23 protein-coding genes are annotated in these 24,060 nt (G+C 72.5%); 16 read left to right on the top strand and 7 right to left on the bottom strand.

Going from position 1 to position 24,060, the window contains the following annotated elements:
- The first annotated feature begins 135 nt into the window (after window positions 1-135).
- From BS83_RS24880 to BS83_RS24860, 5 genes are all read left to right on the top strand, one after another.
- A complete protein-coding gene (locus BS83_RS24880; RefSeq protein ID WP_037605796.1) occupies window positions 136-1,365 on the top strand; it encodes an amidohydrolase family protein in 1,230 nt (409 codons plus the stop codon).
- 37 nt (window positions 1,366-1,402) lie between these two features.
- Window positions 1,403-2,275, top strand: a complete 873-nt coding sequence (locus tag BS83_RS24875) for a TIGR03619 family F420-dependent LLM class oxidoreductase (protein WP_084715086.1) — start codon at window positions 1,403-1,405, stop codon at window positions 2,273-2,275.
- Window positions 2,276-2,389: 114 nt separating this feature from the next.
- A complete protein-coding gene (locus BS83_RS24870; RefSeq protein ID WP_037609795.1) occupies window positions 2,390-3,226 on the top strand; it encodes an SDR family NAD(P)-dependent oxidoreductase in 837 nt (278 codons plus the stop codon).
- Window positions 3,227-3,356: 130 nt separating this feature from the next.
- Complete coding sequence (locus BS83_RS24865; RefSeq protein ID WP_037605794.1) at window positions 3,357-4,481, top strand: LLM class flavin-dependent oxidoreductase; 1,125 nt, start codon at window positions 3,357-3,359, stop codon at window positions 4,479-4,481.
- A gap of 12 nt (window positions 4,482-4,493) precedes the next feature.
- A complete protein-coding gene (locus tag BS83_RS24860) occupies window positions 4,494-6,236 on the top strand; it encodes an N-acyl-D-amino-acid deacylase family protein (RefSeq protein ID WP_037605793.1) in 1,743 nt (580 codons plus the stop codon).
- Between the two features lie 139 nt (window positions 6,237-6,375).
- On the opposite strand, the gene BS83_RS24855 is transcribed toward BS83_RS24860, so the two are convergent.
- The 5 genes from BS83_RS24855 to BS83_RS24835 all read right to left on the bottom strand — a co-directional run bounded on the left by BS83_RS24855 (window position 6,376) and on the right by BS83_RS24835 (window position 9,979).
- Window positions 6,376-7,068: a sensor domain-containing protein gene (locus BS83_RS24855; RefSeq protein WP_051943847.1), complete on the bottom strand. Its 693-nt coding sequence runs from the start codon at window positions 7,066-7,068 to the stop codon at window positions 6,376-6,378.
- A gap of 138 nt (window positions 7,069-7,206) precedes the next feature.
- Window positions 7,207-7,812: a GNAT family N-acetyltransferase gene (locus tag BS83_RS24850; RefSeq protein WP_051943845.1), complete on the bottom strand. Its 606-nt coding sequence runs from the start codon at window positions 7,810-7,812 to the stop codon at window positions 7,207-7,209.
- Window positions 7,794-8,207 carry an LppU/SCO3897 family protein gene (locus BS83_RS42105; protein ID WP_051943843.1) on the bottom strand — a complete coding sequence of 138 codons (414 nt, stop codon included), beginning with the start codon at window positions 8,205-8,207 and terminating at the stop codon, window positions 7,794-7,796. Before BS83_RS42105 ends, BS83_RS24850 begins: the two co-directional genes overlap by 19 nt.
- 15 nt (window positions 8,208-8,222) lie before the next feature.
- Window positions 8,223-8,630 (bottom strand): LppU/SCO3897 family protein, encoded by a 408-nt coding sequence (locus BS83_RS24840; RefSeq protein WP_051943842.1) that lies wholly within the window; start codon window positions 8,628-8,630, stop codon window positions 8,223-8,225.
- 182 nt (window positions 8,631-8,812) lie between these two features.
- The gene (locus BS83_RS24835) at window positions 8,813-9,979 is read right to left on the bottom strand and encodes a sensor histidine kinase (protein WP_037605791.1); all 1,167 of its coding nucleotides are present in this window, start codon (window positions 9,977-9,979) and stop codon (window positions 8,813-8,815) included.
- Window positions 9,980-10,222: 243 nt separating this feature from the next.
- On the opposite strand from BS83_RS24835, the gene BS83_RS24830 reads away from it, so the two are divergent.
- From BS83_RS24830 to htpX, 11 genes are all read left to right on the top strand, one after another.
- Window positions 10,223-10,624, top strand: coding sequence for an NADH-quinone oxidoreductase subunit A (locus BS83_RS24830; protein WP_037605790.1), 402 nt, complete (start codon window positions 10,223-10,225; stop codon window positions 10,622-10,624).
- A complete protein-coding gene (locus tag BS83_RS24825) occupies window positions 10,615-11,247 on the top strand; it encodes an NADH-quinone oxidoreductase subunit B (protein WP_037605789.1) in 633 nt (210 codons plus the stop codon). The genes BS83_RS24830 and BS83_RS24825 overlap by 10 nt, the downstream gene beginning before the upstream one ends.
- Window positions 11,244-12,470 carry an NADH-quinone oxidoreductase subunit C gene (locus BS83_RS24820; protein ID WP_051943841.1) on the top strand — a complete coding sequence of 409 codons (1,227 nt, stop codon included), beginning with the start codon at window positions 11,244-11,246 and terminating at the stop codon, window positions 12,468-12,470. The genes BS83_RS24825 and BS83_RS24820 overlap by 4 nt, the downstream gene beginning before the upstream one ends.
- The gene (gene nuoH, locus BS83_RS24815; protein ID WP_037605788.1) at window positions 12,467-13,426 is read left to right on the top strand and encodes an NADH-quinone oxidoreductase subunit NuoH; all 960 of its coding nucleotides are present in this window, start codon (window positions 12,467-12,469) and stop codon (window positions 13,424-13,426) included. The genes BS83_RS24820 and nuoH overlap by 4 nt, the downstream gene beginning before the upstream one ends.
- Window positions 13,426-14,019, top strand: coding sequence for a NuoI/complex I 23 kDa subunit family protein (locus BS83_RS24810; protein WP_037605787.1), 594 nt, complete (start codon window positions 13,426-13,428; stop codon window positions 14,017-14,019). The genes nuoH and BS83_RS24810 overlap by 1 nt, the downstream gene beginning before the upstream one ends.
- Window positions 14,020-14,024: 5 nt before the next feature.
- Complete coding sequence (locus BS83_RS24805; protein ID WP_051945553.1) at window positions 14,025-14,564, top strand: NADH-quinone oxidoreductase subunit J family protein; 540 nt, start codon at window positions 14,025-14,027, stop codon at window positions 14,562-14,564.
- A 5-nt stretch (window positions 14,565-14,569) separates the two neighbouring features.
- The gene (nuoK, locus tag BS83_RS24800; protein WP_037605786.1) at window positions 14,570-14,944 is read left to right on the top strand and encodes an NADH-quinone oxidoreductase subunit NuoK; all 375 of its coding nucleotides are present in this window, start codon (window positions 14,570-14,572) and stop codon (window positions 14,942-14,944) included.
- On the top strand, window positions 14,941-16,887 hold the full coding sequence (locus BS83_RS24795) for an NADH-quinone oxidoreductase subunit 5 family protein (RefSeq protein WP_037605785.1): 1,947 nt from the start codon (window positions 14,941-14,943) through the stop codon (window positions 16,885-16,887). The genes nuoK and BS83_RS24795 overlap by 4 nt, the downstream gene beginning before the upstream one ends.
- A gap of 49 nt (window positions 16,888-16,936) precedes the next feature.
- Window positions 16,937-18,487 carry a complex I subunit 4 family protein gene (locus tag BS83_RS24790; protein ID WP_037605784.1) on the top strand — a complete coding sequence of 517 codons (1,551 nt, stop codon included), beginning with the start codon at window positions 16,937-16,939 and terminating at the stop codon, window positions 18,485-18,487.
- A gap of 3 nt (window positions 18,488-18,490) precedes the next feature.
- Entirely contained in the window at window positions 18,491-20,035 is a 1,545-nt protein-coding gene (locus BS83_RS24785; protein WP_037605783.1) for an NADH-quinone oxidoreductase subunit N, read from the top strand.
- 216 nt (window positions 20,036-20,251) lie between these two features.
- Window positions 20,252-21,130 carry a zinc metalloprotease HtpX gene (gene htpX, locus BS83_RS24780; protein ID WP_037605782.1) on the top strand — a complete coding sequence of 293 codons (879 nt, stop codon included), beginning with the start codon at window positions 20,252-20,254 and terminating at the stop codon, window positions 21,128-21,130.
- 18 nt (window positions 21,131-21,148) lie between these two features.
- On the opposite strand, the gene BS83_RS24775 is transcribed toward htpX, so the two are convergent.
- Both BS83_RS24775 and BS83_RS24770 read right to left on the bottom strand, forming a co-directional pair.
- Complete coding sequence (locus tag BS83_RS24775) at window positions 21,149-22,540, bottom strand: NRAMP family divalent metal transporter (protein WP_232248479.1); 1,392 nt, start codon at window positions 22,538-22,540, stop codon at window positions 21,149-21,151.
- Window positions 22,537-23,904, bottom strand: a complete 1,368-nt coding sequence (locus BS83_RS24770) for a magnesium transporter MgtE N-terminal domain-containing protein (protein WP_037605781.1) — start codon at window positions 23,902-23,904, stop codon at window positions 22,537-22,539. Before BS83_RS24770 ends, BS83_RS24775 begins: the two co-directional genes overlap by 4 nt.
- Between the last annotated feature and the right edge of the window lie 156 nt (window positions 23,905-24,060).

Raw genomic sequence — 24,060 nt, 5'->3', positions numbered from 1 at the left:
GACCAACTGCCGTCAGTGGCTTGTCGCGCCCACGCGGTGGAGCCGCACATCGGCAGAGCCTCGCGCCCCCGGATCGTGCAAGTCCCTGCCTCGCGACTCCTGACGGATCGTCAGATTCGGCGTAGCCTGGCCCGCATGGAGAGCTTCCCCTGGATCATTTCGGTGGACGACCATACCGTCGAGCCGCCGGGCGTCTGGCAGGACCGGCTGCCCGCCAAGTACCGCGAGCTCGGCCCGCGCATCGTCCGGGCCCCGCTCGCCGAGATGACCTTCGTCGGCGGCCGCTTCGCGCCCAGGATGGGCGAGCCCGGCAGTGAGGGCCCCGTCGCCGACTGGTGGGTCTACGAGGACCTGCGCCGTCCGCTCACCCGGCTCGACACCGCCGTCGGCTACCCGCGCGAGGAGGTGCGACTGGAGGCGATCACCTACGAGCAGATGCGCCCCGGCTCCTTCTCCATACCCGAGCGCCTCGCCGACATGGATGTCAACCATGTCCAGTCCGCTCTCTGCTTCCCGACCTTCCCCCGCTTCTGCGGGCAGACCTTCACCGAGGCCAAGGACCACGAGCTCGGGCTGCTCTGCATCCGGGCCTACAACGACTGGATGGTGGAGGAGTGGTGCGGCCCCGCCGCACAGGGGCGGATGATCCCGCTCGGCATCGTGCCGCTCTGGGACGCCGAGCTCGCCGCCGCCGAGGTCCGGCGCAACGCGGCGCGCGGGTTCCGGGCCGTCTGCTTCAGCGAGATACCCCCGCACCTGGGCCTGCCCAGCATCCACACCGACGCCTGGGACCCGTTCCTGCGGGCCTGCGAGGAGACGCAGACCGTCATCGCCATGCACATCGGCAGCTCCTCGCGGATGCCGTCGACCTCCGCCGACGCGCCGCCCGCCGTCGGTTCGACCATCACCTTCGCCAACTGCTGCTTCTCGATGGTCGACTGGCTGATGAGCGGCAAGTTCGACCGCTTCCCCGGCCTCAAGATCATGTACGCCGAGGGGCAGATCGGCTGGATCCCCTACATCCTGGCCCGCGCCGACGTGGTCTGGGAGGAGAACCGCGCCTGGGGCGGCGTCGCCGACAAGGTGCTGACCAGGCCCAGCGAGCTCTTCGCCGAGCACATCTACGGCTGCTTCTTCGACGACCCGCACGGGCTGCGCAATCTCGACGCCATCGGCGCCGCCAACGTCCTCTACGAGACCGACTACCCGCACTCGGACTCCACCTGGCCCAGGAGCCGGGAGGTCGGCGAGGAGCAGATGGGCCATCTGGAGGCGCCGGTCGTCGAGCAGCTGGTGCGCGGCAACGCGATCGGCCTGCTCGGGCTGACGGCCGAGGGCCTGTGGGCGGGGGCGGGCCGTGGCTGAGTTCGGGATCCAGCTGCCGGTCCAGGCGCAGAGCACGATGTTCGTCGAGCCCTGGGAGGCCGAGGCCGGCCCGACCGAGCTCGCCGCCGTCGCGCAGGCGGCCGACCGGCTCGGCTACGCGTACGTCGCCTGCTGCGACCACGTCGCGATCCCGCGCAGGCTGGCCGGGCCGATGGGGGCGACCTGGTACGACCCGGTCTCCACGCTCGGCTACCTCGCCGCGCTGACCACCCGCACCCGCCTGCTCTCGCACGTCGCCGTCGCACCCCTGCGCCACCCGCTGCTCTCCGCCAAGCAGTACGCGACGCTGGACCGGCTCAGCGGCGGCCGGCTGATCCTCGGGGTCGGGGCGGGCCACGTGCTGGAGGAGTTCGAGACGCTCGGCGTGGACTTCCACCGGCGCGGGGAGATCCTGACCGAGACGATCACCGCGCTCGACGTCGCGCTGACGGACGAGTACCCGGTGCACGAGGGCCCGCGCTTCCCGTTCCGCGACCTGGCGGTCAGTCCACGGCCCGTCCAGTCGCCGCGACCGCCGATCTGGGTCGGCGGTTCGGCCCCGGCCGCGGTGCGGCGGGCCGCGGCGCAGGGGGAGGGCTGGCTGTCGCAGGGCGACACGCTGGAGACGCTGCCCGCGCAGCTGGAGCTGATCCGCACCACGCGCGAACGCGCCGGCCGCGGGGGCGACTTCGTGGTCAACGCCATCGCGCCGCCGCTGTACGTCGGCGAGCCCGGCTGGGCGATCGGGCGTCGCTCCGTCTCCGGCAAGCCGGACGCGCTGGCCGAGCTGCTGCGGAAGTACCTGGCCGTGGGCGTCACCCATCTCCAGCTGCGGCCGCGCAGCCGCGACCTGGCCGAGTACCTGGCCCAGCTGGAGCTCATCGCCACGGACGTGCTGCCGCTCGTCTGAGGTTCCGGGCCGGCGTCGGGCGCGGTGCTGCGGGTCTTCCCTTGTACGGGCTTCCGGCGGAGACTGGGATCAGAACTGACGAACCGTCAGATGATCTCCGAGGGGAGCCCGTACATGTCCGCACCTTCCGGTCGTCTCGCCGGCCGCACCGTCCTGATCACCGGCGCCGCGCGCGGTCAGGGCGAGGCCGAGGCCCGCCTCTTCGCCGCCGAGGGCGCCCAGGTGCTGCTCGGCGACGTCCTGGACGACCAGGGCGAGGCCCTGGCCAAGGAGCTGCAGCTGGAGCTCGGCGAGGATCGGGTCCGCTACCAGCATCTGGACGTCGGCAGCGAGGAGGACTGGGCCGCCGCGGTCGACGCCGCCGTCTCCGCCTTCGGCAAGCTCGACGGCCTGCTGAACAACGCCGGCATCCTGCGCTTCAACGAGCTGGTCAGCACCCCGCTGGAGGAGTACCTCACGGTGGTGCGGGTCAACCAGATCGGCTGCTTCCTCGGCATGCGCGCCGCCGCGCCCGCGATCGAGGCCGCGGGCGGTGGCAGCATCGTCAACACCGCCTCCTACACCGCACTCACCGGCATGGCGCTACTGACCTCCTATGCGGCCACCAAGGGCGCGATCGTCGCGATGACCCGCGTCGCGGCGCTGGAGCTGGCTCCGAAGGGCATCCGGGTCAACGCGATCTGCCCGGGAGCGATCGACACCCCGATGTCCGACCCGGCCAACGCCTTCGTCGGCGAGAGCGGCGCGCCGCTGATGAGCGCGGAGGACGCGGCGGCGATCGCGGCGGCGACGCACGAGCTCTACGCCAAGGCCGTCCCGCTCGGCCGGATCGGCCGCCCGGAGGAGATGGCGAAGCTGGCCCTCTTCCTGACCTCCGCCGACTCCTCCTATCTCACCGGCCAGCCCCTGGTCGCCGACGGCGGCTGGATGGCGGGCGTCAGTATCGGCTGACGCGTCGCGTGCCGAGTGGCAGGCTGGGACGGGTCTTGCATGATCTGACGGATCGTCAGATCATGCATCCGAGTCGCGCCGGATCAACTGGGGTCCGCTGGAGTCCGCACGCAGACAGGACGGTGAACCGATGGAGTTCGGCATCTTCATCCAGGGCTACGTGCCCAGAAGTCGCTCCCTGGCCGATCCGCTGGCCGAGCACCACGCCCTCATGGAGGAGATGGACTACGTCGTCCAGGCCGACCGGGCCGGGTTCAAGTACGCGTGGATCACCGAACATCACTTCCTGGAGGAGTACTCGCACATCTCCGCCAACGACGTGGTGATCGGCTACCTCGCGCACGCCACCGAGCGGATCCACGTCGGCTCGGGCATCTTCAACCCGCTGCCCAGGGTCAACCACCCGGTCAAGGTCGCCGAGCGGGTCGCCATGCTCGACCATCTCTCCGGCGGGCGCTTCGAGTTCGGGACCGGTCGCGGCGCGGGCAGCCACGAGATCCTCGGCTTCCTCCCCGAGGTGACCGACATGAACGCCACCAAGGAGATGTGGGAGGAGACGATCGGCGAGTTCCCCAGGATGTGGCTGAACGAGGAGTACCCGGGCTTCAGCGGCAAGCACTGGTCGCTGCCGCCGCGCAAGGTGCTGCCCAAGCCGTACGGGGCCTCCCACCCGGCCATGTGGTACGCGGCCGGCAGCCCCTCCTCGTACGAGATGGCCGCGCGCAAGGGCCTGGGGGTCCTCGGCTTCAGCGTGCAGAAGGTCTCCGACATGGAGTGGGTCGTCGAGAGCTACAAGCACGCGATCCGCGAGGCGGAGCCGGTCGGCGCCTTCGTCAACGACAACGTGATGGTCACCTCGACCGCGATCTGCGCCGAGACCTCCGCGGAGGCGAGGCGGATCGCGGTCAACGGCGGGCTCAACTACCTGCAGTCGCTGCTCTTCCGCTATCACGACACCTTCCCCCGCCCCGAGGGCATCCCGGTCTGGCCGGAGCTGCTGCCCGAGTACAACGAGGAGCTCATCGACCTGCTGATCGCCGAGGAGCTGATGATCTGCGGCGACCCCGACGAGGTGCTGCGACAGTGCAAGCGCTGGGAGTCGGCCGGCGCGGACCAGCTCGTCTTCGGTCTGCCGATCGGCATCCCGCCGGAGCAGACCGCGCAGACCATCAGCCTGATCGGCGAGCACGTCATTCCCAAGATCGACACCGATCCGGTCCACCGCACCACGCGGTTCCGGCAGGCCGCGAGCTGAGGAGAGGGCACGATGCTCGACCATCTGATCAAGGGCGCGACGCTCGTCGACGGCACCGGCGCGGCGGCGCGTGGCGCGGACGTGGGACTGAAGGACGGCAGGATCGCCGTCATCGCGGAGGCCGGCCGCTGCCAGGAGTCCGCCGTCTCGGTGGAGGACGCGACCGGCCTGGTGCTGAGCCCCGGCTTCGTCGACCCGCACACCCACTACGACGCCCAGCTCTTCTGGGACCCGTACGCCACGCCCTCGCTGGACCACGGCGTCACCACCGTCGCCGGCGGCAACTGCGGCTTCACCCTCGCCCCGCTCAACCCGGCCCGGCCGGACGACGCCGACTACACCCGCCGGATGATGGCGCGGGTGGAGGGCATGGCGCTGGCCGCGCTGGAGGAGGGCGTGCCGTGGGGGTGGTCCTCCTTCGGCGAGTACCTCGCCGCACTGGAGGGCAGGATCGCCGTCAACGCGGGCTTCATGGTCGGCCACTGCGCGCTGCGCCGCTACGTCATGGGCCCGGACGCGGTCGGCGGGCAGCCGACGCCCGCACAGCTCGACGCGATGACCGCGCTGCTCAAGCAGGCCATGACGGAGGGCGCGTGGGGGCTCTCCACGACGCAGTCCGGCACCCACTCGGACGGCGACGGCAAGCCGGTCGCCTCGCGCCACGCTCGGCGCGAGGAGATGCTCGCCCTGTGCCGGGCCGTGGGAGAGGCCCCTGGCACCCAGATCGAGGCGATCGTGGCGGGCTGCCTGGACATGTTCGCGGACGAGGAGATCGACCTGCTGGTCGAGATGAGCGCGGTGGCCGGCCGCCCGCTCAACTGGAACGTCCTCACCATCGACGCCGCCGTGCCGGGCCGGGTCCCGCGCCAGCTCCTCGCCTCGCAGCGGGCGCGGGAGGCGGGCGGCCGCATCGTCGCGCTGACCATGCCGATCCTCACCCCGATGAACATGAGCCTGGGCACCTTCTGCGCGCTCAACCTGATCCCCGGGTGGGGCGAGATCCTCGGCCTGCCGGTGCCCGAGCGGATCGCCCGGCTCCAGCGTCCCGAGGTCCGCGCCGAGATGCTGCGCCGGGCGGACAGCCCGGAGGCGGGCGTCTTCCGGCGGCTGGCCGACTTCGGCCGGTACGTCATCGGGGACACCTACTCGGACGCCAACATCGGCGTCTCCGGCCGGGTCGTCCGCGACATCGCCGCGGAGCGGGGCCAGGACCCCTTCGCGACGCTGGTGGAGATCTGCGTCAACGACCGGCTGCGCACGGTGCTGTGGCCGATGCCGACGGACAACGACCCGGACAGCTGGGAGCTGCGCCGCGCCACCTGGCAGCACGAGGACGTCATGCTGGGCGGCTCGGACGCGGGCGCGCACCTGGACCGGATGTGCGGCGCGCCGTACACCACCCGCTTCCTCGGCGACTGCCTGCGGCGGCGCCGGCTGGTCCCGCTGGAGCAGGCGGTCAGGATGCTGACCTCCGACCCGGCCGAGCTGTTCGGCCTGCGCGGCCGGGGCACGGTCGCCGTCGGGAACTTCGCGGACCTGGTCCTCTTCGACCCCGACCGTATCGACGCCGGCCCGGCGACCCTGGTCCACGACCTCCCTGGCGACAGCCCCCGCCTCGACTCCCGCCCGGAGGGCGTGGTGGCGGTCCGCGTCAACGGGGTCGAGACGGTCCGGGAGACGAAGCTGACCGGCGCGGTGCCGGGCACGGTGCTCCGCTCCGGGCGTGACACGAGGACCGTGTCGACCAGGGGTTAGTCGCACTACCCAAGGGCGAGGGGAACTGCGCGAGAAACCACCCGGTGCGGATGGCCCTGTTCGGTGAGGACCATGCGCACGCGGGTGGCTTGTCGCGCAGTTCCCCGCGCCCCTGAGGTGGTGCGACCGGACCTTGTCTCTACCGGAGCAGGCCGGAGACCATCGCCCGGCGGACGCCGGCCAGGCCACGGACGACCTGGGCGGTGAGCAGCGTCAGCACGATCCCCGCCACGCACGTGCCCGCGATCTCCGGCAGCGTCGAGATGTAGTGGACGTGGCCGTTGTTCTCCCACAACCGGTAACCCGGCCACCCCACGTACGTCGGGAACACCCAGTGGTACAGCGGATACAGCGCCGTCGTGAGCGACACGCTCCACAGCACCACCGCCACCGTGAAGTTGAAGATCCCCACCGGCAGCATCAGCACGCTGTACAGCGCCGCCCGCCAGTTCGCGCCGCTCTTCAGCACCGCGCCGAGCCAGGCCACCGGTCCCGGCCGGTTCGGCTTCGGCTGGACCGGCGCAGGGACGTCCGTGCCCAGCAGGGCCCGTGCGCGGGCGCGCTCCATCGCGCCGATCCCGCGTGCACCGCCCAGGGACGCCGCCAGGACGGGGAAGCCGACGAAGGTCAGCACCGTGCCGATCCCGGCCACGAGCGTGGTGATCACGTAGCTGAAGGCGGCGACGCCGACCGGCAGGTCCAGCACCAGGTGCAGGGTCTCGCGCCAGGTGCGTCCGGAGAAGGGCGCGAGAAGGAACCGCGGCTCGCGCCGGACCGTGTCGCCGCCGCCCGTTCGGGTGGTCATGCCGTACTCCGCGGTGCTGCTGCTCATGATGGTTTCGGCTCCCTCGTCCTCGCGGCGTCCTGCTGCTTCCTTCTGCACTCCAGACTGCCGTGCGAGAGGCGGGGGAACACTGGGGTGCCTCGGTGTCTTCGGGGTGGGGCTACCCCTACCCCGGTCCGAGGGAGATCACCAGAGTCTGTCGACGTCACCGGGGTAGAGCCCGATCCGCGCCCCGGTGAAGCGCGGGGCGGCCGCCCGGGCGCGGGGGGTGAGGAAGGCCGCCATGGTCACCTTGTCCCACTGGTCGCTGGGGAACGGCGCCTCCGGCGTGCCGCCGACCAGGACCGAGCCGGGCAGCTCCCGCCAGCCCGCGCTCGTGTAGAAGCCGCGCAGCGGGCGGTCGCAGGTGAAGATCCCCAGGTCGGCGCCGTCGGCGCGGATCTCCGCCAGCGCGGCGGCGACCAGCGTTCGCCCGTGGCCCGCGCGCTGCCGGGTCCGGTCGGTCACCACCCGGCTGAGACCGGCGACCCGCCAGCCCTCCCCTGCGTGCCCGATCTCCTTGCTCAGCACGTCCAGCGCGGCGAGCACCGTCCCGGCCCCGTCGACCAGCAGGAGCGAGTAGGGGGCCAGGGCCGGGTCGTGCGAAGGGTCGCCCGCCTCGCCGGGCTCGGACGGCCACGCCTGCTCCTGCAGGCGCAGGGCCTGCGCGCGGAGCTCGGGCGGCACGTCGGCCTCGGGATGGCGGACGACCCTCGTCGGGAATGCGGTGTGCGTTACTTCTGACCCAGACACAGGACGAAACCGTAGCCGCCCTGCGTCTGCACGTACGCGGCCTCGGATCCCGGCACGTCCTTGCAGACGTTCATGTCGCTGCTCTGGAAGGTCTTGATCACCTTGTACTGGGCGGCGCTGCTCGCGCAGTCCACGACGGTGACGTCCGGAGCCGCGTCCGTGCCGGCGTTCTGCACGCAGTCACCGGCCCGCGCCGCCGTCGGGTCGTTCGAGGACAGGCTGGCCCAGAGCAGCCCGCCCAGGACCAGCGCCCCGACGCCGAGGAAGACCAGCGACTGCTTGAGCAGCCCCGACTTCGGCTTCGGAGCCTCCTCCACGGCGGCCGGCGGCTCGGCGTCGGCGAGATACGGGTTGGACTCGTACTCCGCCTCGTACGCGGGCGGGGGCGTGGTCATCGGTGAGCCGGCCGACTACTTGTTGTCGGTGAGGCAGAGGACGACGTCGCTCGTGCCGCGGCCGCCGCTCTGGACGTAGGCCATGGTGGCGCCGGAGCCCGAGCACTTGGAGTCGTCGGTTCCGTCGACGACCTTCAGCACCTTGTACTTGGCGTTGGCGTCCGTGCACTTCACGACGGACACGTCGGGGCTGCTGTCCGTGCCGGAGTTCTGCACGCAGTCGCCGACCTTCGCCGTGTCGGCGCCACCGCTCATCTGGTCGTAGGCCCAGTAGCCACCGGAGATCACCGCGAAGACGATGATGCCGCCGACGATTCGCGCTCCGAGGCCACCGAGGACGGCCTTCTTCTTCGAGGTCGGCTGCGGGGCCACCGGGTAGCCGCTGGCGTTTTGACCCTGGACGGTGGGGGGAGGAGTGGTCACGGGTTCCCTCGTTGGTTGTGCGCTGGCTGTGGACGGTCGAACGCCGCAGACTATTGATCACCGAGGGTCAACGACGCGACCGAGACGTAACCGTGTCGGCACAGCCGTTCAAGCGTGATCAAGGTCCGGTCAAAACCGGCGTTTCGCACCGCCGCTGACGCCCGATCCGTCCCGACCGCACGTCAGGACGTCGTAGCCGTCCCGCCCCGGGTCCGCCAGGGGAGCTCCGCCGTCACGACGGTCGGGCCGCCGATCGGGCTGCCGACCACGAAGACGCCGTCCACCGCGCGGATCCGCTCCGCGAGACCCGCCAGGCCGCCGCCAGGGCGCTCCTCCGCGCCGCCGACGCCGTCGTCCCGCACCTGCAGCATCAGGCGTTCGCCGCTGCGCCAGACCTCGACGTGCGCGGTCTGCGCCTTCGCGTGCTTCGCCGCGTTGGTGAGCAGCTCGCTGACGGTGAAGTAGGCGATGCCCTCGATCGCCGAGGCCGGCCGCTCGTCGAGCTCGACGCTGACCCTGACCCCGCCCGGGATCGGGCAGCGCGAGGCGACGGAGGAGAGCGCCGCGTCCAGGCCCCGGTCGGTCAGCACGGCGGGGTGGATGCCGCGAGCCAGGTCGCGCAGTTCCTGGAGGGCCAGCTTCACCTCGCTGTGCGCGTCGGAGACCATCCGTGCCGCCGACTCGGGATCCTCCGTCAGTTTCTCCTTGGCCAGGCCGAGGTCCATGGCCAGGGCCACCAGCCGCGCCTGCGCGCCGTCGTGCAGGTCGCGCTCGATCCGGCGCAGGTCCGCGGCGGCGGAGTCGACGACCGTGCCACGGTCGTCCTCCAGTTCGCGGACGCGCTCGTTCAGCGCGCCGGGCGAGAGCAGCGCCCCGACCAGCGCCCGGCTCACCCGCGTCAGCCCCCACGCGATCCAGGGCAGGAACGGGAACAGCGTGATCACGGAGACCAGGCCGATGGTGAAGGTGATGATGCCCCAGGGCAGCATCACGACGAAGTACAGCACCGACCGCCAGGCCAGACCGTCGCTGAGCACGGCGAGCGCGCGGCTCAGCCTGCCGGTCTTCGTCGGCTGCACCGGCAGCGGCTCGCCCGGCGCCTCGCCCAGCAGCGCGCGGGCACGGCCCCGCTCCAGCTGGGAGGCGGAGCGCAGACCGAGGAGCGTGGCCGCGAGCAGCCAGATGCCGATGACGGTGAAGACCGTGCCGATGCTCACCGTGATCAGCACGACCGTGACGATGAAGCCGGCCAGGCCGACCGGGAAGCTGCTGAGCAGGTAGGCGACCTCCTGCCACATGCGGGCGTCGAAGCGGGGGCGGCGCGCGGGCTCGGTCTTCATCAGGTCCATGATCCCAGGCTGGCGGGTCGGGGGTCCTCGGCGCCATGGGGCAGGTCGCCGGTCCGGGGTAGGGACAGCCCTACCCCCGTGCAGGGCGGCGCCGTCTCAGCGCACGTCCCATCGGGTGGGCGGGGTTCACAGCTCGGACCGGCTGGGACCTAGACTCATGCGCCGTAAAGACAAGAATTTGCTGAGTACCGACCGAACGACCGCAGAACACCCGCTGAGCACCCACTCCGGAGGCGACCGAGCATGCAGGCCGTGCAGGCATTGGCGGCATCCCACACGGGATACTTCCGCGCCTACTCCGCCGTCGGCCTGATGGCGTTGATCGGCGTCCTCTTCGTCGGCACCTCGTTCGCCGCCAACCAGTTGCTGCGACCCTTCGCGCCGACGCCGGAGAAGCTGCTCGCGTACGAGTGCGGCGTGGACCCGGTGGGGGAGGGCTGGGCGCAGACCCAGATCCGGTACTACGTCTACGCCTTCCTGTACGTGATCTTCGCGGTGGACGCGATCTACCTCTTCCCTTGGGCCACGGTCTACGCCCAGTCGGGTTTCGGTGCGGCGACGCTGGTGGAGATGTTCCTCTTCATCGGCTTCCTGGCCGTCGGTCTGCTCTACGCCTGGAAGAAGGGCGTCCTGGAATGGTCGTGAACCTCGGTACGCCGGACCCGTCCCGGCCGGGCGGACCCGCCTCGGCGGTGGAACCGCGGCGGCTGGGTCCGTTGGCGCGGATGGCGCCGGACCCGATCAAGGTGGTGCTGAACTGGGGCCGCCGGTACAGCCTGTGGGTCTTCAACTTCGGGCTGGCCTGTTGCGCGATCGAGTTCATCGCGGCGTCGATGGCCAAGCACGACTTCATCCGGCTCGGCGTCATCCCCTTCGCGCCCGGCCCGCGCCAGGCGGACCTGATGATCGTCTCCGGCACGGTCACGGACAAGATGGCCCCGGCGATCAAGCGGCTCTACGAGCAGATGCCGGAGCCGAAGTACGTCATCTCCTTCGGCGCCTGCTCGAACTCGGGCGGCCCGTACTGGGACTCCTACTCCGTGACCAAGGGCGTGGACCAGATCATCCCCGTCGACGTCTACGTGCCCGGCTGCCCGCCGCGGCCGGAGGCGCTGCTGCAGGGGATCCTGAAGCTCCAGGAGAAGATCGCGCGCGAGTCGCTGGCCGAGCAGTACGCCGCGCCGGCGGCGCCCGCCGCTGCCGTCTCCGCCGCCGCGCTCGCCCGTCCGCTGGTGCAGGGCCCGGGGTCGGAGGGTGGTCCGGCGTGAGCTTCGACCTCTCCCATGAGGAGATCGCAGCCGCGGTCGGGCCGTGGGCCACGGCGGCGGAGTCGTACGAGCTGCTGACGGTTGACGTGCCCGCCGAGCACTGGATCGAGGCGCTGACGGCCTGCAGGGACGGGCTCGGCCTGCGCTACTTCGACTGGCTCTCGGCCGTCGACGAGCTCGGTGAGGGCTTCTCCGTCTGCGCCCACCTGGCCCGCGTCGGCGAGGGCGCGACCGCACGCCTGCTGCTGCGTACGCGCGTCCCGCGCGAGGCGGCGACGCTGCCGACCGCCGTCGGCGTCTACGCCGGTGCGGCGTGGCACGAGCGCGAGACGCACGAGATGTTCGGTATCGGCTTCGAGGGACACCCGCACCTGGTCACGCTGCTGCTGCCGGACGGCTTCGAGGGATACCCGCTGCGCAAGGAGTTCGTCCTGGCCGCGCGGGTGGCGAAGGCCTGGCCGGGCGCGAAGGAGCCGGGGGAGAGCGACCACGCTCCCGCCGAGGGCGCCCGCCGCCGCATGCTGCCGCCGGGGGTTCCCGACCCGAACGAGTGGGGTCCCCTCAAGGGCACCCTCCCGCCCGCGCCGGAACGCCCGGCCCGCGGCGCCCGTGCCGCGGCCGCCGGCCCGGCCGCCGACCGCCCCCGCCGCACCCGCTCCGTCTCCTCCGGCAGCACCAGCCAGACGGAACCGCAGCCGGCCACGCCCGACGCGCCCTGGCAGTCCCCCGAGCCCCCGACCACCCGCCCCCGCCGCGCCCGCTCCGTCTCCGACGGCAGCGTCAGCCAGCCCCCGCCGGAGCCGACCCCCGCTCCGCAGGCGGCGCAGCCCGAGCAGGCCGAAGACACCGCGCCGACCACCGGCCCCGCCTCGGCCGCTGCGCCGGGTCCGGCTGTCGCCGGTGAGCCTGCGCCTGCGGCGGAGTCCGTCGGTGAGACCGCTGAGCCGTCCGCGCCCGCGGTTGCCGACGAGGCGGCCGACGAGGCGGGCCGCCAGGCTGCGCCGACCTCCGGCTCCGGTTCGGTCGCCGCTCCTGCATCGTCCGGTCCGGACGAGCCTGCGGCGGCGGAGTCCGCCGGGCAGGAGGGGGAGGCGGCTCCGGTGGAGGGGGTCGAGTCGGGCGCTGCGCCCGCGACCGCGCCGGAGCCTGCCGTCGAGGAGTCCGCGCCGGAGGCGTCGGACGAGGGCGGGACCACCACTGATCCCGAGGAGGGCCGGGCGTGACCACGCTGGAAGCGCTTCTGCGCTGCCTCGCCGTGCTGCTGGCCTTTCTGGTCGTGCCGCTCGTCATCGGGCAGACCGAGCACAAGGCCATGGCCCACATGCAGGGCCGGCTCGGCCCCATGTACGCCGGAGGGTTCCACGGCTGGGCGCAGCTCGTCGCCGACGGCGTGAAGTTCGCGCAGAAGGAGGACGTTGTCCCCGCCGGTGCGGACCGGAAGATCTTCCAGCTCGCGCCCGCGGTCGCGCTGCTGCCCTACCTGCTCGCCCTGCTCGCGATCCCGCTCGGGCCGGGGGACCTGGTCGGACAGTCCATCGACGCCGGGCTGTTCTTCGTGCTCGCCGTGATGGGCGTCGGCGTGCTCGGCTCGCTGATGGCCGGGTGGGCGTCGGCGAACAAGTTCTCCCTGCTCGGCGGCATCCGCACCGCCGCCCAGCTGATGGCGTACGAGCTGCCGATGCTGCTCGCCGCCGCGTCCGTCGCGATGGCCGCCGGGACGGTGTCCCTCACCGGGATCCTCGGCGAGTTCCACTGGTGGTGGGTGCCGTGGCAGATCGTCGGCGGGTTCGTCTTCTTCGTCTCCGGTCTCGCAGAGCTCCAGCGGCCGCCGTTCGACATGCCGGTCGCCGACTCCGAGATCATCTTCGGCGCCTACACCGAGTACACCGGCCTGCGCTTCGCGCTGTTCCTGCTCTCCGAGTACGCCGGCATCCTCGTCGTCTCCGCGCTGACCGCCGTGCTCTTCCTCGGCGGCTGGCACGGGCCGATGGCGGACACCCTCGGCTGGCTGTGGATGCTGCTGAAGACCTTCGCGCTCGCCTTCGTCGTCATCTGGCTGCGGGTCACCTATCCCCGGCTGCGCGAGGACCAGCTCATGCGCTTCGCCTGGACCGTGCTCATCCCGCTCGCCCTCGCCCAGCTCGCCCTCACCGGCGTCGTCAAGGTGGTGATCTCCTAGTGGCGCCCATCCCCGGCCGAGGTCTGGCCAAGGGCCTCGCCGTCACCCTGCGCACGATGACGAAGAAGACCGTCACCGCGCAGTACCCCGACGTGCAGCCCGAACTGCCGCCGCGCTCGCGCGGCGTCATCGCGCTGCTGGAGGAGAACTGCACGGTCTGCATGCTGTGCGCCCGCGAGTGCCCGGACTGGTGCATCTACATCGACTCCCACAAGGAGACGCTGCCCGCCGCCGAGCCGAACGCCCGCGCCCGCACCCGCAACGTGCTGGACCGCTTCGCGATCGACTTCTCGCTCTGCATGTACTGCGGCATCTGCATCGAGGTCTGCCCCTTCGACGCGCTCTTCTGGTCGCCGGAGTTCGAGTACGCGGAGGAGGACATCCTCGACCTCACCCACGAGCGCGACCGCCTGCGCGAGTGGATGTGGACCGTGCCCGCGCCGCCCGCGCTGGACCCGGCCGCCGAGGAGCCGAAGGAGATCGCCGCCGCCCGCAAGTCCGCGGAGAAGGCGGCCGCGGCCCAGGTCGCCGCAGAGGAGCAGGCCGCACAGGAGCAGGCCGCACAGGAGAACGAGAAGGAGGCCGGAGAGTGAACCCGATGGCGGCCTCCGCCGCGCACTCCTTCCTTTCCCCCGGCGGCGTCGAGATCGTCTTCGTGCTGGTCGGCCTCGCCGTCCTCGGCGCGGCGCTGCTGACCGTGACCACCAAGCAGCTGGTGCACGCCGCGCTCTGGCTGGTCGTCGCGCTCGGCGGGCTCGCGATCGAGTACCTGCTGCTGACGGCGGAGTTCATCGCCTGGGTGCAGGTGCTGATCTACGTCGGCGCCGTGGTCGTGCTCGTCCTGTTCGGGCTGATGCTGACCCGCGCGCCCATCGGCGTCTCGCCCGACGCCGACTCCGGCAACCGCTGGGTGGCCCTCGGTGTCGCCCTCGCCGCCGCCGCCACGCTGGTCACCCTCGTCGTCGACGCCTTCCGCAGCACCTGGATCGACCTCGGCACCGTCGCGGGCAGCACCCAGGCGAACGGCGTGACCCTGTTCCGCTACTGGGTGCTGCCCTTCGAAGCGCTCTCCGTCCTGCTGCTGGCCGCACTCGTCGGGGCCATCGTGCTCTCCCGCCGCCACCGAGAGGAGCGCTGAGCGCGGTGCATCTCGTCTGTCCGGCCGTCCTCGCGGCCCTGCTGTTCTGCGTCGGCCTCTACGGCGTGCTGGCGCGGCGCAACGCCGTGCTGATGCTCATGTCCGTCGAGCTGATGCTCAACGCGGTCAACCTCAACCTCGTCGCCTTCGACGTGTGGCTGCGCGACACCCTGCACGCGGGCCAGGCGCTGACGCTGTTCACGATCACCGTGGCCGCCGCCGAGATCGGTCTCGGTCTGGCCATCGTGCTGCTGATCTTCCGCAACCGCGGCACCGCCGACGTCGACCGCGTCGGACGGCTCACCGACGGCGACGAGGCCGAGCCCGCCGCGTCGGCGGCCGCAGATCCGGAGCTCCAGGGGAAGGCCACCGTCGGATGACCCTCGCTCTCGCGATCCTCGTTCCGCTGCTGCCCTTCCTCGGCGCGCTCGCCGGACTGGCCTCCGGCCGCCGCGCGCCGGGGCTGGTCCGCCCGCTGGCGGTGCTGCCGACGCTGACCTCGGCCGTTCTCGCGGTGATCCTCGCCGCGAGACTCGGCGCCGGCGGTCACCTCGACTCCGCCACCCGGCTCACCCCGACCGGCGGCCTGCCGATCACGCTCTCGCTGCACCTGGACGGCATCGCCGTCCTGCTCGCCGTGCTGGTCACCCTGGTCGCGAGCTGTGTGCAGATCTACTCGACCGCGTACCTGCGCGAGGACCCGCGCTACCCCTCCTACGCGGCGCTGGTCTCGCTCTTCACCGCGGCGATGCTGCTGGTCGTCTTCTCCGGCGACCTGATCGTGCTGCTGGTCGGCTGGGAGGTGATGGGCATCTGTTCGTACTTCCTGGTGGGCCATCACTGGGAGCGACCCGACGCCCGGTCCGCCTCGATCAAGGCGTTCCTGGTCACCAAGCTGGGCGACGTCCCCTTCCTCTTCGGCATCTTCGTCCTCTCCGCGGACGCCGGGACCTTCCAGATCAACGGCATCCTGGGCGCGGCGGCCTCCGGCCACCTGCAGCACGCGACGCTCGCCGCGCTGCTGCTGCTCGGCGGCGTCGCCGGCAAGTCCGCGCAGTTCCCGCTGCACACCTGGCTCCCGGACGCGATGGCGGGCCCGACCCCCGTGTCCGCGCTCATCCACGCGGCGACGATGGTCGCCGCCGGCGTCTACCTGGTGGCCCGGCTGCTGCCGGTCTTCCTGCTCTCCACCGTCGCGCTGGCGGTGCTGGGCCTGATGGCCGTGATCACGATGATCGGCTCGGGGCTCTGCGCGCTGGCCCAGGACGACATGAAGCGGGTCCTGGCCTACTCGACGATCGGTCAGCTCGGCTACATGGCGGCGGCGCTCGCCGTCGGCGACCGCGACGCCGCGCTCTTCCACCTGCTGACGCACGGCGCGTTCAAGGCCCTGCTCTTCCTCGCGGCGGGCGTCGTCATCCACGCCGCCCACACCAACTCGCTCACCGCCATGGCCAGGACCCCGGGCCTGCGCCGCCGCGTCCCCGACGCGTACGCGACGATGGGCATCGGCCTGCTGGCGCTCGCCGGACTGCCGCCCTTCTCCGGCTTCTTCAGCAAGGAGTCGATCCTCACCGCCGCCGAGCACGCGGCGCGGGGCGAGGCGGTGACCGGCGGGTTGGGCCCGGCCGGCAACGTGCCGTGCTGGCTGGGCTGGACCGTCCTGGTCGGCGGGCTGCTCACCGCGCTGCTGACGGCCGCCTACGCCGCGCGCCTCTGGCTGCTGGCCTTCCACCCGCGCGGCACCTCGGCCGAGGCCGGGGCGGCGCTGTCGGCGGAGGCGGACGGCACGGCGGTCGCCACCGCCGAGCCCGCGGCGATGCGGTGGCCGCTCTGGGTGCTCGCCGTGCTGAGCCTCGCGCTCGGCCTGGTCGGGCTCCGGGCCAGCTGGCTGCCGGCCTGGCTGAACGGCGTCTCGCTCACCCCCTCGCTGCTCACCGGCGTCCTCGGCACCTGCGTGGCGCTGCTCGGCCTCGGCCTCGGCTACGCCGCCTGGCGGCGGTCCGCCGCCAGGGCGGCGGAGGGCGTCGTCGCCGACCCGGGACCGGTGCTGCTCGGACCGCTCTTCGCGCCCGCCAGGGACGGCTTCGGCGTCGACCGGCTCTACGACCGCGTCTTCGTCCGCCCCTTCGTCGCCGCGGCGCGGCTGGTGGCCTTCCTCGACCGCGAGGTCGTCGAGACCTACGTCAAGGGCGCCGCGGTCAGCCCCGGTCTGCTCGGCCGCGCCGTGCGGCGTGCCCAGAACGGCAACGCCCAGGGCTACCTGAACGCGCTGCTCGCCGGGGTCGTCATCCTCGCCGTCCTCGTGGCGGTGGCGCAGTGACCGCCGCCCGCACCCGCGTGCCCGCGCCCGCCCCGGAGGCGACCACCCGATGACCGCCCTGCTCCTCGCCCTCCTCGCGCTGCCGCTGCTCGGCGCCGCCGCCACGCTGGTGCCCGCCCTCGGCGGCCGCCGCGCCCTGTGGCTCGGCGTCGCCGTCACCGGCGCGGACCTGGCCGTCGCCGTCGCGCTCGCCGCCGGCTTCGACCTGCGCCACCCGGCCCGCATGCAGGGCGTCACCGACGTGGCCTGGATCCCGGCGCTGAACGTCCGCTTCCACGTCGGCGTCGACGGCATCTCGCTGCCGCTGCTCGTGCTGACCGCGCTGCTGACCTTCCTGTGCGCGCTCTACTCGCTCAAGCGGCTCCCCGCCGGCGGCAGCGAGCGCGGCTGGACCGGGCTGCTGCTGCTCCTGGCCACCGGCATGCTGGCCACCTTCGCCGTGCTCGACCTGCTGCTGTTCTTCGTGGCGTTCGAGATCGTGCTGGTGCCCATGTACTTCCTCATCGCCCGCTGGGGCGGGGAGAACCGGGGTCCGGCCGCCTTCCGCTTCATCCTCTACACGCTGCTCGGCTCCGCCGTCATGCTGCTGGGCCTGCTGCTGCTCGGCCTCAAGGCCGGCACCTTCGACATGAGCGCCCTGGCGGCCCGTCACGGCGCGGGGCTCTCCCGCGAGACGCAGATCCTCGTCGTCCTGGCGATCGGTCTCGGACTGGCCGTCAAGGCGCCGATGTGGCCGTTCCACAGCTGGCTCCCCGACGCCCACACGGCCGCCCCGACCGCGGGCTCCGTGCTGCTGGCCGGTGTGCTGCTGAAGATGGGCACCTACGGCTTCGTGCGGGTGCTGCTGCCCAGCACCCCCGAGGGCATGCACGTGCTCGCCCCCTACCTCGCGGCCTTCGCCGTGGTGGGCATCCTCTACGGGTCGCTGGCCTGCCTGGCCCTGGTCCGCCCGGGCGTCAAGGGCGACCTGAAGCGGCTCATCGCCTACTCGTCCGTGGGTCACATGGGCTTCGTGCTGCTGGGCATCGCGACGCTCACCCCCGTCGGGGTCAACGGCGCGCTCTTCGCCAACATCGGCCACGGGCTCATCACCGGCCTGCTCTTCTTCCTGGTCGGGGCGGTCAAGGACCGCTACGGCACCGCCGATCTCGACTCCCTCGCCGGAGCGGGCGGCGACACCGGGGCCGCCCTCTACGGCCGGGCCCCGCGCCTGGGCGGGCTGCTCGCGTTCGGCGCGGTGGCCAGCCTCGGTCTCCCCGGGCTCGCCGGGTTCTGGGGCGAGCTGCTGGCGATGCTCGGCGCCTTCCAGCCCGCTGCCGGTCTCTCCCGGCCGACCTACCTGGTGCTGATGGCGCTCGCCGGTCTCGGCACCCTGCTCACCGCGGCCTACCTGCTCTCCGTCGTCCGCCGGGTCTGCATGGGCGACCCCGCCCGACCGACCCCGGCCGTCACCGCCACGCCCGCCGTCGCGGACGTCCACGGCTACGAGGCCGCCGCGTGGACCCCGCTGGTCGCCCTCACGGTGGTCGCCGGGTTCTGGCCCGCGCTGCTGCTCGGGCTCACCACGCCCGCCGTCAAGGCGCTGCTGGGAGGCAGCTGAGCCATGCTGAACATCGCCGTCCCCGCCGCAGGCTCGCTGATCCAGTCGGTCGACTGGCTCGCCGTCGCGCCCCCGCTCGCGCTCGCCGTCGTGGCGCTCCTCGTCCTGGTGGCCGACCTCTTCCTCCCGCCCGCCAGGAAGGCGCTGCTCGGGTGGCTCTCCGTGGCCGGATTCGTTGCCGCGCTGGCGCTGTTGATCCCGCTGTGGAACGGCCACCGCTCGACCTTCTGCACCAGGGCCGTCGTCCCCGGTGACGCGGCAGGCTCCTGCTCCTACGTCGCCGACCACTTCGCGCTGGCCTTCCAACTCCTGGTGGTGGCGGGAGCGTTGCTGGTCGCACTGCTCTCGCTGTTCGCCGTGGACCAGGACCGCCTCCCCGCCGGGGAATACTGGTTCCTGCTGCTCGCCTCGGCCTGCGGCGCGGCCCTGCTGCCCGCCTGCCGGGACCTGGCCTCGCTCGTCGTCGCGCTCGAACTCGCCTCGCTGCCGGCCTTCGCGCTCGTCGCGCTGCGCCGCGACGGACGCGGGGCCGAGGCCGCGCTGAAGTTCTTCCTGTCGTCGGTGACGGCCACCGCGGTCACCCTGCTCGGCGTCAGCTTCGTCTACGCCGCGACCGGCAGCCTCTACCTCGACCGGATCTCCGCCGCCCTGCCGCACGTCCAGCCGCAGCTGGGGACGCTCGCCGTCGTCGGCGCCGTGCTCACGCTGGTGGGCTTCGCCTTCAAGACGGCGGCCGCGCCGTTCCACTTCTGGGTGCCGGACACCTACGCCGGCGCCCCCGTCCCCGTCGCCGCGTATCTCTCCGTGGTCGGCAAGGCTGCCGGACTGGCGGGCCTCGCCGCCATCGCCGTCCTGGGTTTTCACTCGTACGGGCGAGACTGGGGGACCGCGCTCGCCGTCCTGGCCGCGCTGACCATGACCGTCGGCAACGTCGGTGCGCTGCGGCAGAAGGCCGACGCCCCGCACAGCGCGGTGCGCCTGCTGGCCTGGTCCTCCGTCGCCCAGGCCGGCTACCTGCTGGTCCCGATCGCCGCGGCCGGCTTCGACCGCGGCGCGGGGGCGGGCGCTATCGGCTCGACGGTGGCCTTCGGACTGATCTACGGCCTGGTCAACCTCGGCGCGTTCGCGGTCGTCATGCTCGGCGGCACCCGCCTCGACGGCTACCAGGGCCTGTTCGCCCGTCGGCCCGCCGTGGCCCTGGCGATGGCGTTCTTCCTGCTCAACCTGGCCGGCCTGCCGCCCGGCATCGTCGGTCTCTTCGGCAAGGTCGTGGTCTTCCGCGCCGCCGTGGACGCGGGGCTCGGCTGGCTGGCCGTCATCATGGCGGTCAACGTCGTCATCGCCCTGTACTACTACCTGACCTGGACGGCGAAGCTGTTCCAGCCCGCGCCGGGCGCGCCGGGCGTTCCGGCCGCTTCGGCCGAGGGGCGCCGCAGGCTTCCCGCCGCGCTCACCGCGGCGGTCGCCGTGGCGACGGTGCTGGGCGTGGCGCTGTCCCTCGCCCCGCAGCTCGTCCTGCAGCTCGCCTCCGGCACCCTCTTCGGCTGACGCCGGGGCGTTCCGGTGCGGGCGGCGGCGCCGCCCGCACCCGGGACCCTCCGGGTCGCCCGCCGGGCGGCGCGCCGCCGTCCGGGCACCGCCGCCGCCCGAGTTGCGCGCGAGCCCGCCACAGGTGAGAAGGGAACTAGAAAGTCCGTCTCACCCGTTGAAATGTCCGAACGGGCTGTGAAAGACACCCACCGACGCACGTCCCGGAGGGCATCCGTGCACCGCCAGCACAACGGTCTCAAGACGGCCGTACTCCTCGGCGCGATGTCCGCGCTGATCATCGTGATCGGCAGCTTCTGGGGCCGCACGGGGCTCCTCCTCGGCCTCCTCGTCGCCCTGGCGACGAACGGCTTCGCCTACTGGAACAGCGACAAGCTGGCGCTGCGCTCCATGCGGGCACGCCCGGTCAGCGAGATCGAGGCGCCGGTGATGTACCGGATCGTGCGCGAGCTCTCCACCTCCGCACGCCAGCCCATGCCGCGGCTCTACATCTCCCCGACGGACGCCCCCAACGCCTTCGCCACCGGCCGCAATCCGCGCAACGCGGCGGTCTGCTGCACCCAGGGCATCCTGAACCTGCTCGACGAGCGCGAGCTGCGCGGCGTCCTCGGCCACGAGCTCTCCCACGTCTACAACCGGGACATCCTGATCTCCTCGGTCGCCGGCGCGCTCGCCTCCGTGGTGATGTTCCTGGTCAACTTCGCCTGGCTGATCCCGATCGGCCGGAGCGACGACGACGAGGGGCCCGGCCTGGTCGGCATGCTGCTGATCATGATCCTGGGCCCGCTCGCGGCGGGCATCATCCAGCTCGCCGTCAGCCGCTCCCGCGAGTACCAGGCCGACGCGTCCGGGGCCCAGCTCACCGGAGACCCGCTGGCCCTGGCCAGTGCGCTGCGCAAGCTGGAGCGCGGCACGCAGCAGTTGCCGTTGCCGGCCCGGCCCGAGCTGGAGACCACGAGCCACATGATGATCGCCAACCCGTTCCGGGCCGGTTCCGGCGGCGGGCTGGCCACCAAGCTGTTCTCGACCCACCCGCCCATGCCGGAGCGGATCGCCAGGCTCGAGCAGATGGCCGGCTACCCGTCGCAGCGCTGACGCCGCCCCTCCGCGGCGTCAGCCCAGGCCGAACCAGCTGAGCACCGTCTGGACCAGCAGGATCGTCGACATGGCCGCCACGCCGACCACCACCACCGTCGCCGCGATCCGGTACCTCGGCCCGTTCGCCGCCGCGCCCAGCACACTGCGCCGGTTGGTGAGGATCAGCAGGTAGACCAGCACCACCGGGGTGATCAGACCCTGCAGCACCTGAGTGCCGATCAGCAGCTGGATCACGTCGATCGGCGTCATCGCGACCGCCGCGCCGAGCGCGATCTGCGCCGTGAACAGGCTCAGGAAGAACGGCGCGTCCCTGAACCTGCGGGAGACCGACCGCTCGACCCCGGCCGCCTCGCCGATCGCGTAGCTGGCCGACAGCGGCACCACCGCGCCCGCCAGCGCGGAGGCGCCGATCAGGCCGACGGCGAAGAGCACCTCCGCGCTCTGCCCGGCCACCGGCTCCAGCGCCTTGGCGGCCTGCGCCGCCGAGGCCAGCGGACCGGTGCCGCCGATCGTCGTCGCCGTGGCGATGATGATCGTCAGGCTGATGCCGCAGGCGAAGACCGCGCCGATGATCGCGTCGGCGCGGATCAGCGGGTAGTCGGCGACCTTGGTGCCCCGGTCCACGACCCCGGCCGCGGCGTAGAACTGCATGTAGGGGCTGACCGTCGTGCCGATCAGGGCCACCGCGAGCAGGATGAAGCCCTTGTCGCCCTGCAGGTGCGGAACGACCAGGCTGTGGCCGACCTTCCCCCAGTTCGGGTGGCCGAGGATCATCGCGATCGGGTATGCGAAGAAGACCAGCGACATCACCAGGAAGATCCGCTCGGCGTACCGGTAGGAGCCGAACAGCACCAGTGCCCACAGCAGCAGCGCGGCGGGCGGGATGATCGCCCACTTCGGCACGCCGAGCAGCTCGAACGCGGCGCCGATGCCCGCGAACTCGGAGACCACCAGGCCGGTGTTGGCCAGCAGCAGGCAGGTCAGCGCCAGCGCGGTGGCGCGCAGGCTGAACTGCTCGCGGATCAGCGCGCCCAGGCCCTTGCCGGTGAAGGCGCCGAGCCGGACCGCCATCTCCTGCACCAGCACCAGGGCGACGGTGACCAGCACCATGAAGAAGAGCGTCCCGTAGACGTACTGCGACCCCGCGCTCGCGTAGGTGGCGATCCCCGCCGCGTCGTTCCCCGCGTTGGCCGCGACCAGGCCTGGGCCGGCCACGCCCGCGAGGGCGGCCAGCCTGGCCCAACGGTTCCAGCGGGTCACCCGGCCCAGCAACGGCACCCGGGCCAGGCCGCGGGTCAGCCCGCTGCTGGCCACGGCGGGCCCCGAGGCGGTCGTCTCCCCGACGCGGGCGCTCTGCGCCGCGCTGTCGGGCGTGCTGTCCGGCGTGCTGTCGGTGTCCAGGCTCACTGCAGGAACCTCCGGAAGTGCAGGCGGCCACGGGCGGGCAGCAGGTAGTCGAGGACGTCGTCGGCGAGGATCCGGCCGAGCGGGCGCTGCTGCTCGTCCACGACCAGCAGCGAGGAGGCGCGGGCCGCGACCAGCTGCTCGGCCACCTCGCCGAGCCGCGCGCCGGCCTGCACCGCGTCGTGCCCGCCGAACTGGGCCAGCCAGTCGGCGAGCTCGCCCAGGGTGGTGCGGTCGTCGGCGACGGCCAGGTCGAAGAGCGGGATGTCGGCGAGCAGCCGCCCGTCGGCGCTGACCAGCGCCACCGCGTCGATCTCGGTGCGGTGCTCGGCGGAGGTCGCCAGTTCTGCGCGCAGCTCGGCGACGGTCTGGTCGCGCACGGCGGTCACCAGACGCGTGGTCATCGAGCCGCCCGCGGTGTCCTCGGGGTAGGCGAGGAGGCCGCGCAGCTGGGCCGCCTCGGCGTCGGGGATCCGGGTGAGCAGTTGTTCGCGCTCGTCGGTGTGCAGGTCGCGCAGGGCCTCCACGGCCTCGTCCGGCTCCATCTCCTCGACCAGCCGGGCGGCGCGCTCGGGCGGCGCCTCGCGGAGCAGGTTCTCCAGCTCGGCGGGCTCCATCTCCTCCAGCGCGTCGGCGGCGTGGCCGGGGTCGAGCATGGCCAGCAGCTGCTGGCGCTCGGCCCGGCCCAGGTCCTCCAGCAGGTCCGCCAGCTCTGCCGGGCGCAGCCGGTGCAGGGCCCCGCGCGAGGAGCGCAGCCGGACCTCGGCCGGGCCGTCGGTCGCGTTCTCGGCGAAGGGGGCGACGGTCTGCCAGTCCACCACCCTTTCGGGTGTGGCGCGCGCCTGCCAGCGGCGCGGGCCGAGCCGCCGAAGCAGTGTGGGGAGGCTGACGTCGACGCCGACCAGCAGCACCCGGCCGCCGACCGGCGCGAGGTAGAGGTCGGCGGCGCGGTTCACCTGCACCCCGTCCACGTCGACGAGTTGATGGTCCAGCACATCGCGGCCGAGCAGCACCTCACCGGGTCGGCGGACGAACTCACTGAGATCCATCCGCGCGCTGCTGAGCCGCACCCGGTCGCCGGCGATCTGCCCGATGGCGGAGGCGGCGAGGAAGGAGCGGCGTCGGCCCACGCGGACGACGAGTCCGGTCACCGGCGGGTAGGCGTCGTTGCCGTAGAGCCGGGCCACGACGTCGACCACGCGGCCGACCTCGTCACCCATCGGGTTGAGCACCGGCCGGCCGGTCAGCCCGGCGAGGGAGACCAGCGTCTCGCGCACCGAGCGCGTGGCGGTGGCCTGGCGCACCAGTTGCACGCGGCGGCCGCGCAGCTTGGCCGTCGTGGACATCAGCATGGTGTTGGACGTCATGCGGAAACACCCCCAAGACCCGCGAACGCGGGAGCAGGGCAGCACGCGACCGGCAGACCTCGGCTGGGCATGGCGGCGCGATGTGGGGGAGCGCGCCTAGCGCAGGGAGACCGGCCTCGTGCGGCAGGAGAATGCGGAGGACGAGGCGTGACTGGG

It is taken from the genome of Streptacidiphilus rugosus AM-16, from assembly GCF_000744655.1.
Lineage (GTDB): Bacteria > Actinomycetota > Actinomycetes > Streptomycetales > Streptomycetaceae > Streptacidiphilus > Streptacidiphilus rugosus.
The sequence above is the reverse complement of the archived record's forward strand: the minus strand, read 5'-3'. Positions and strand labels throughout refer to the sequence as shown.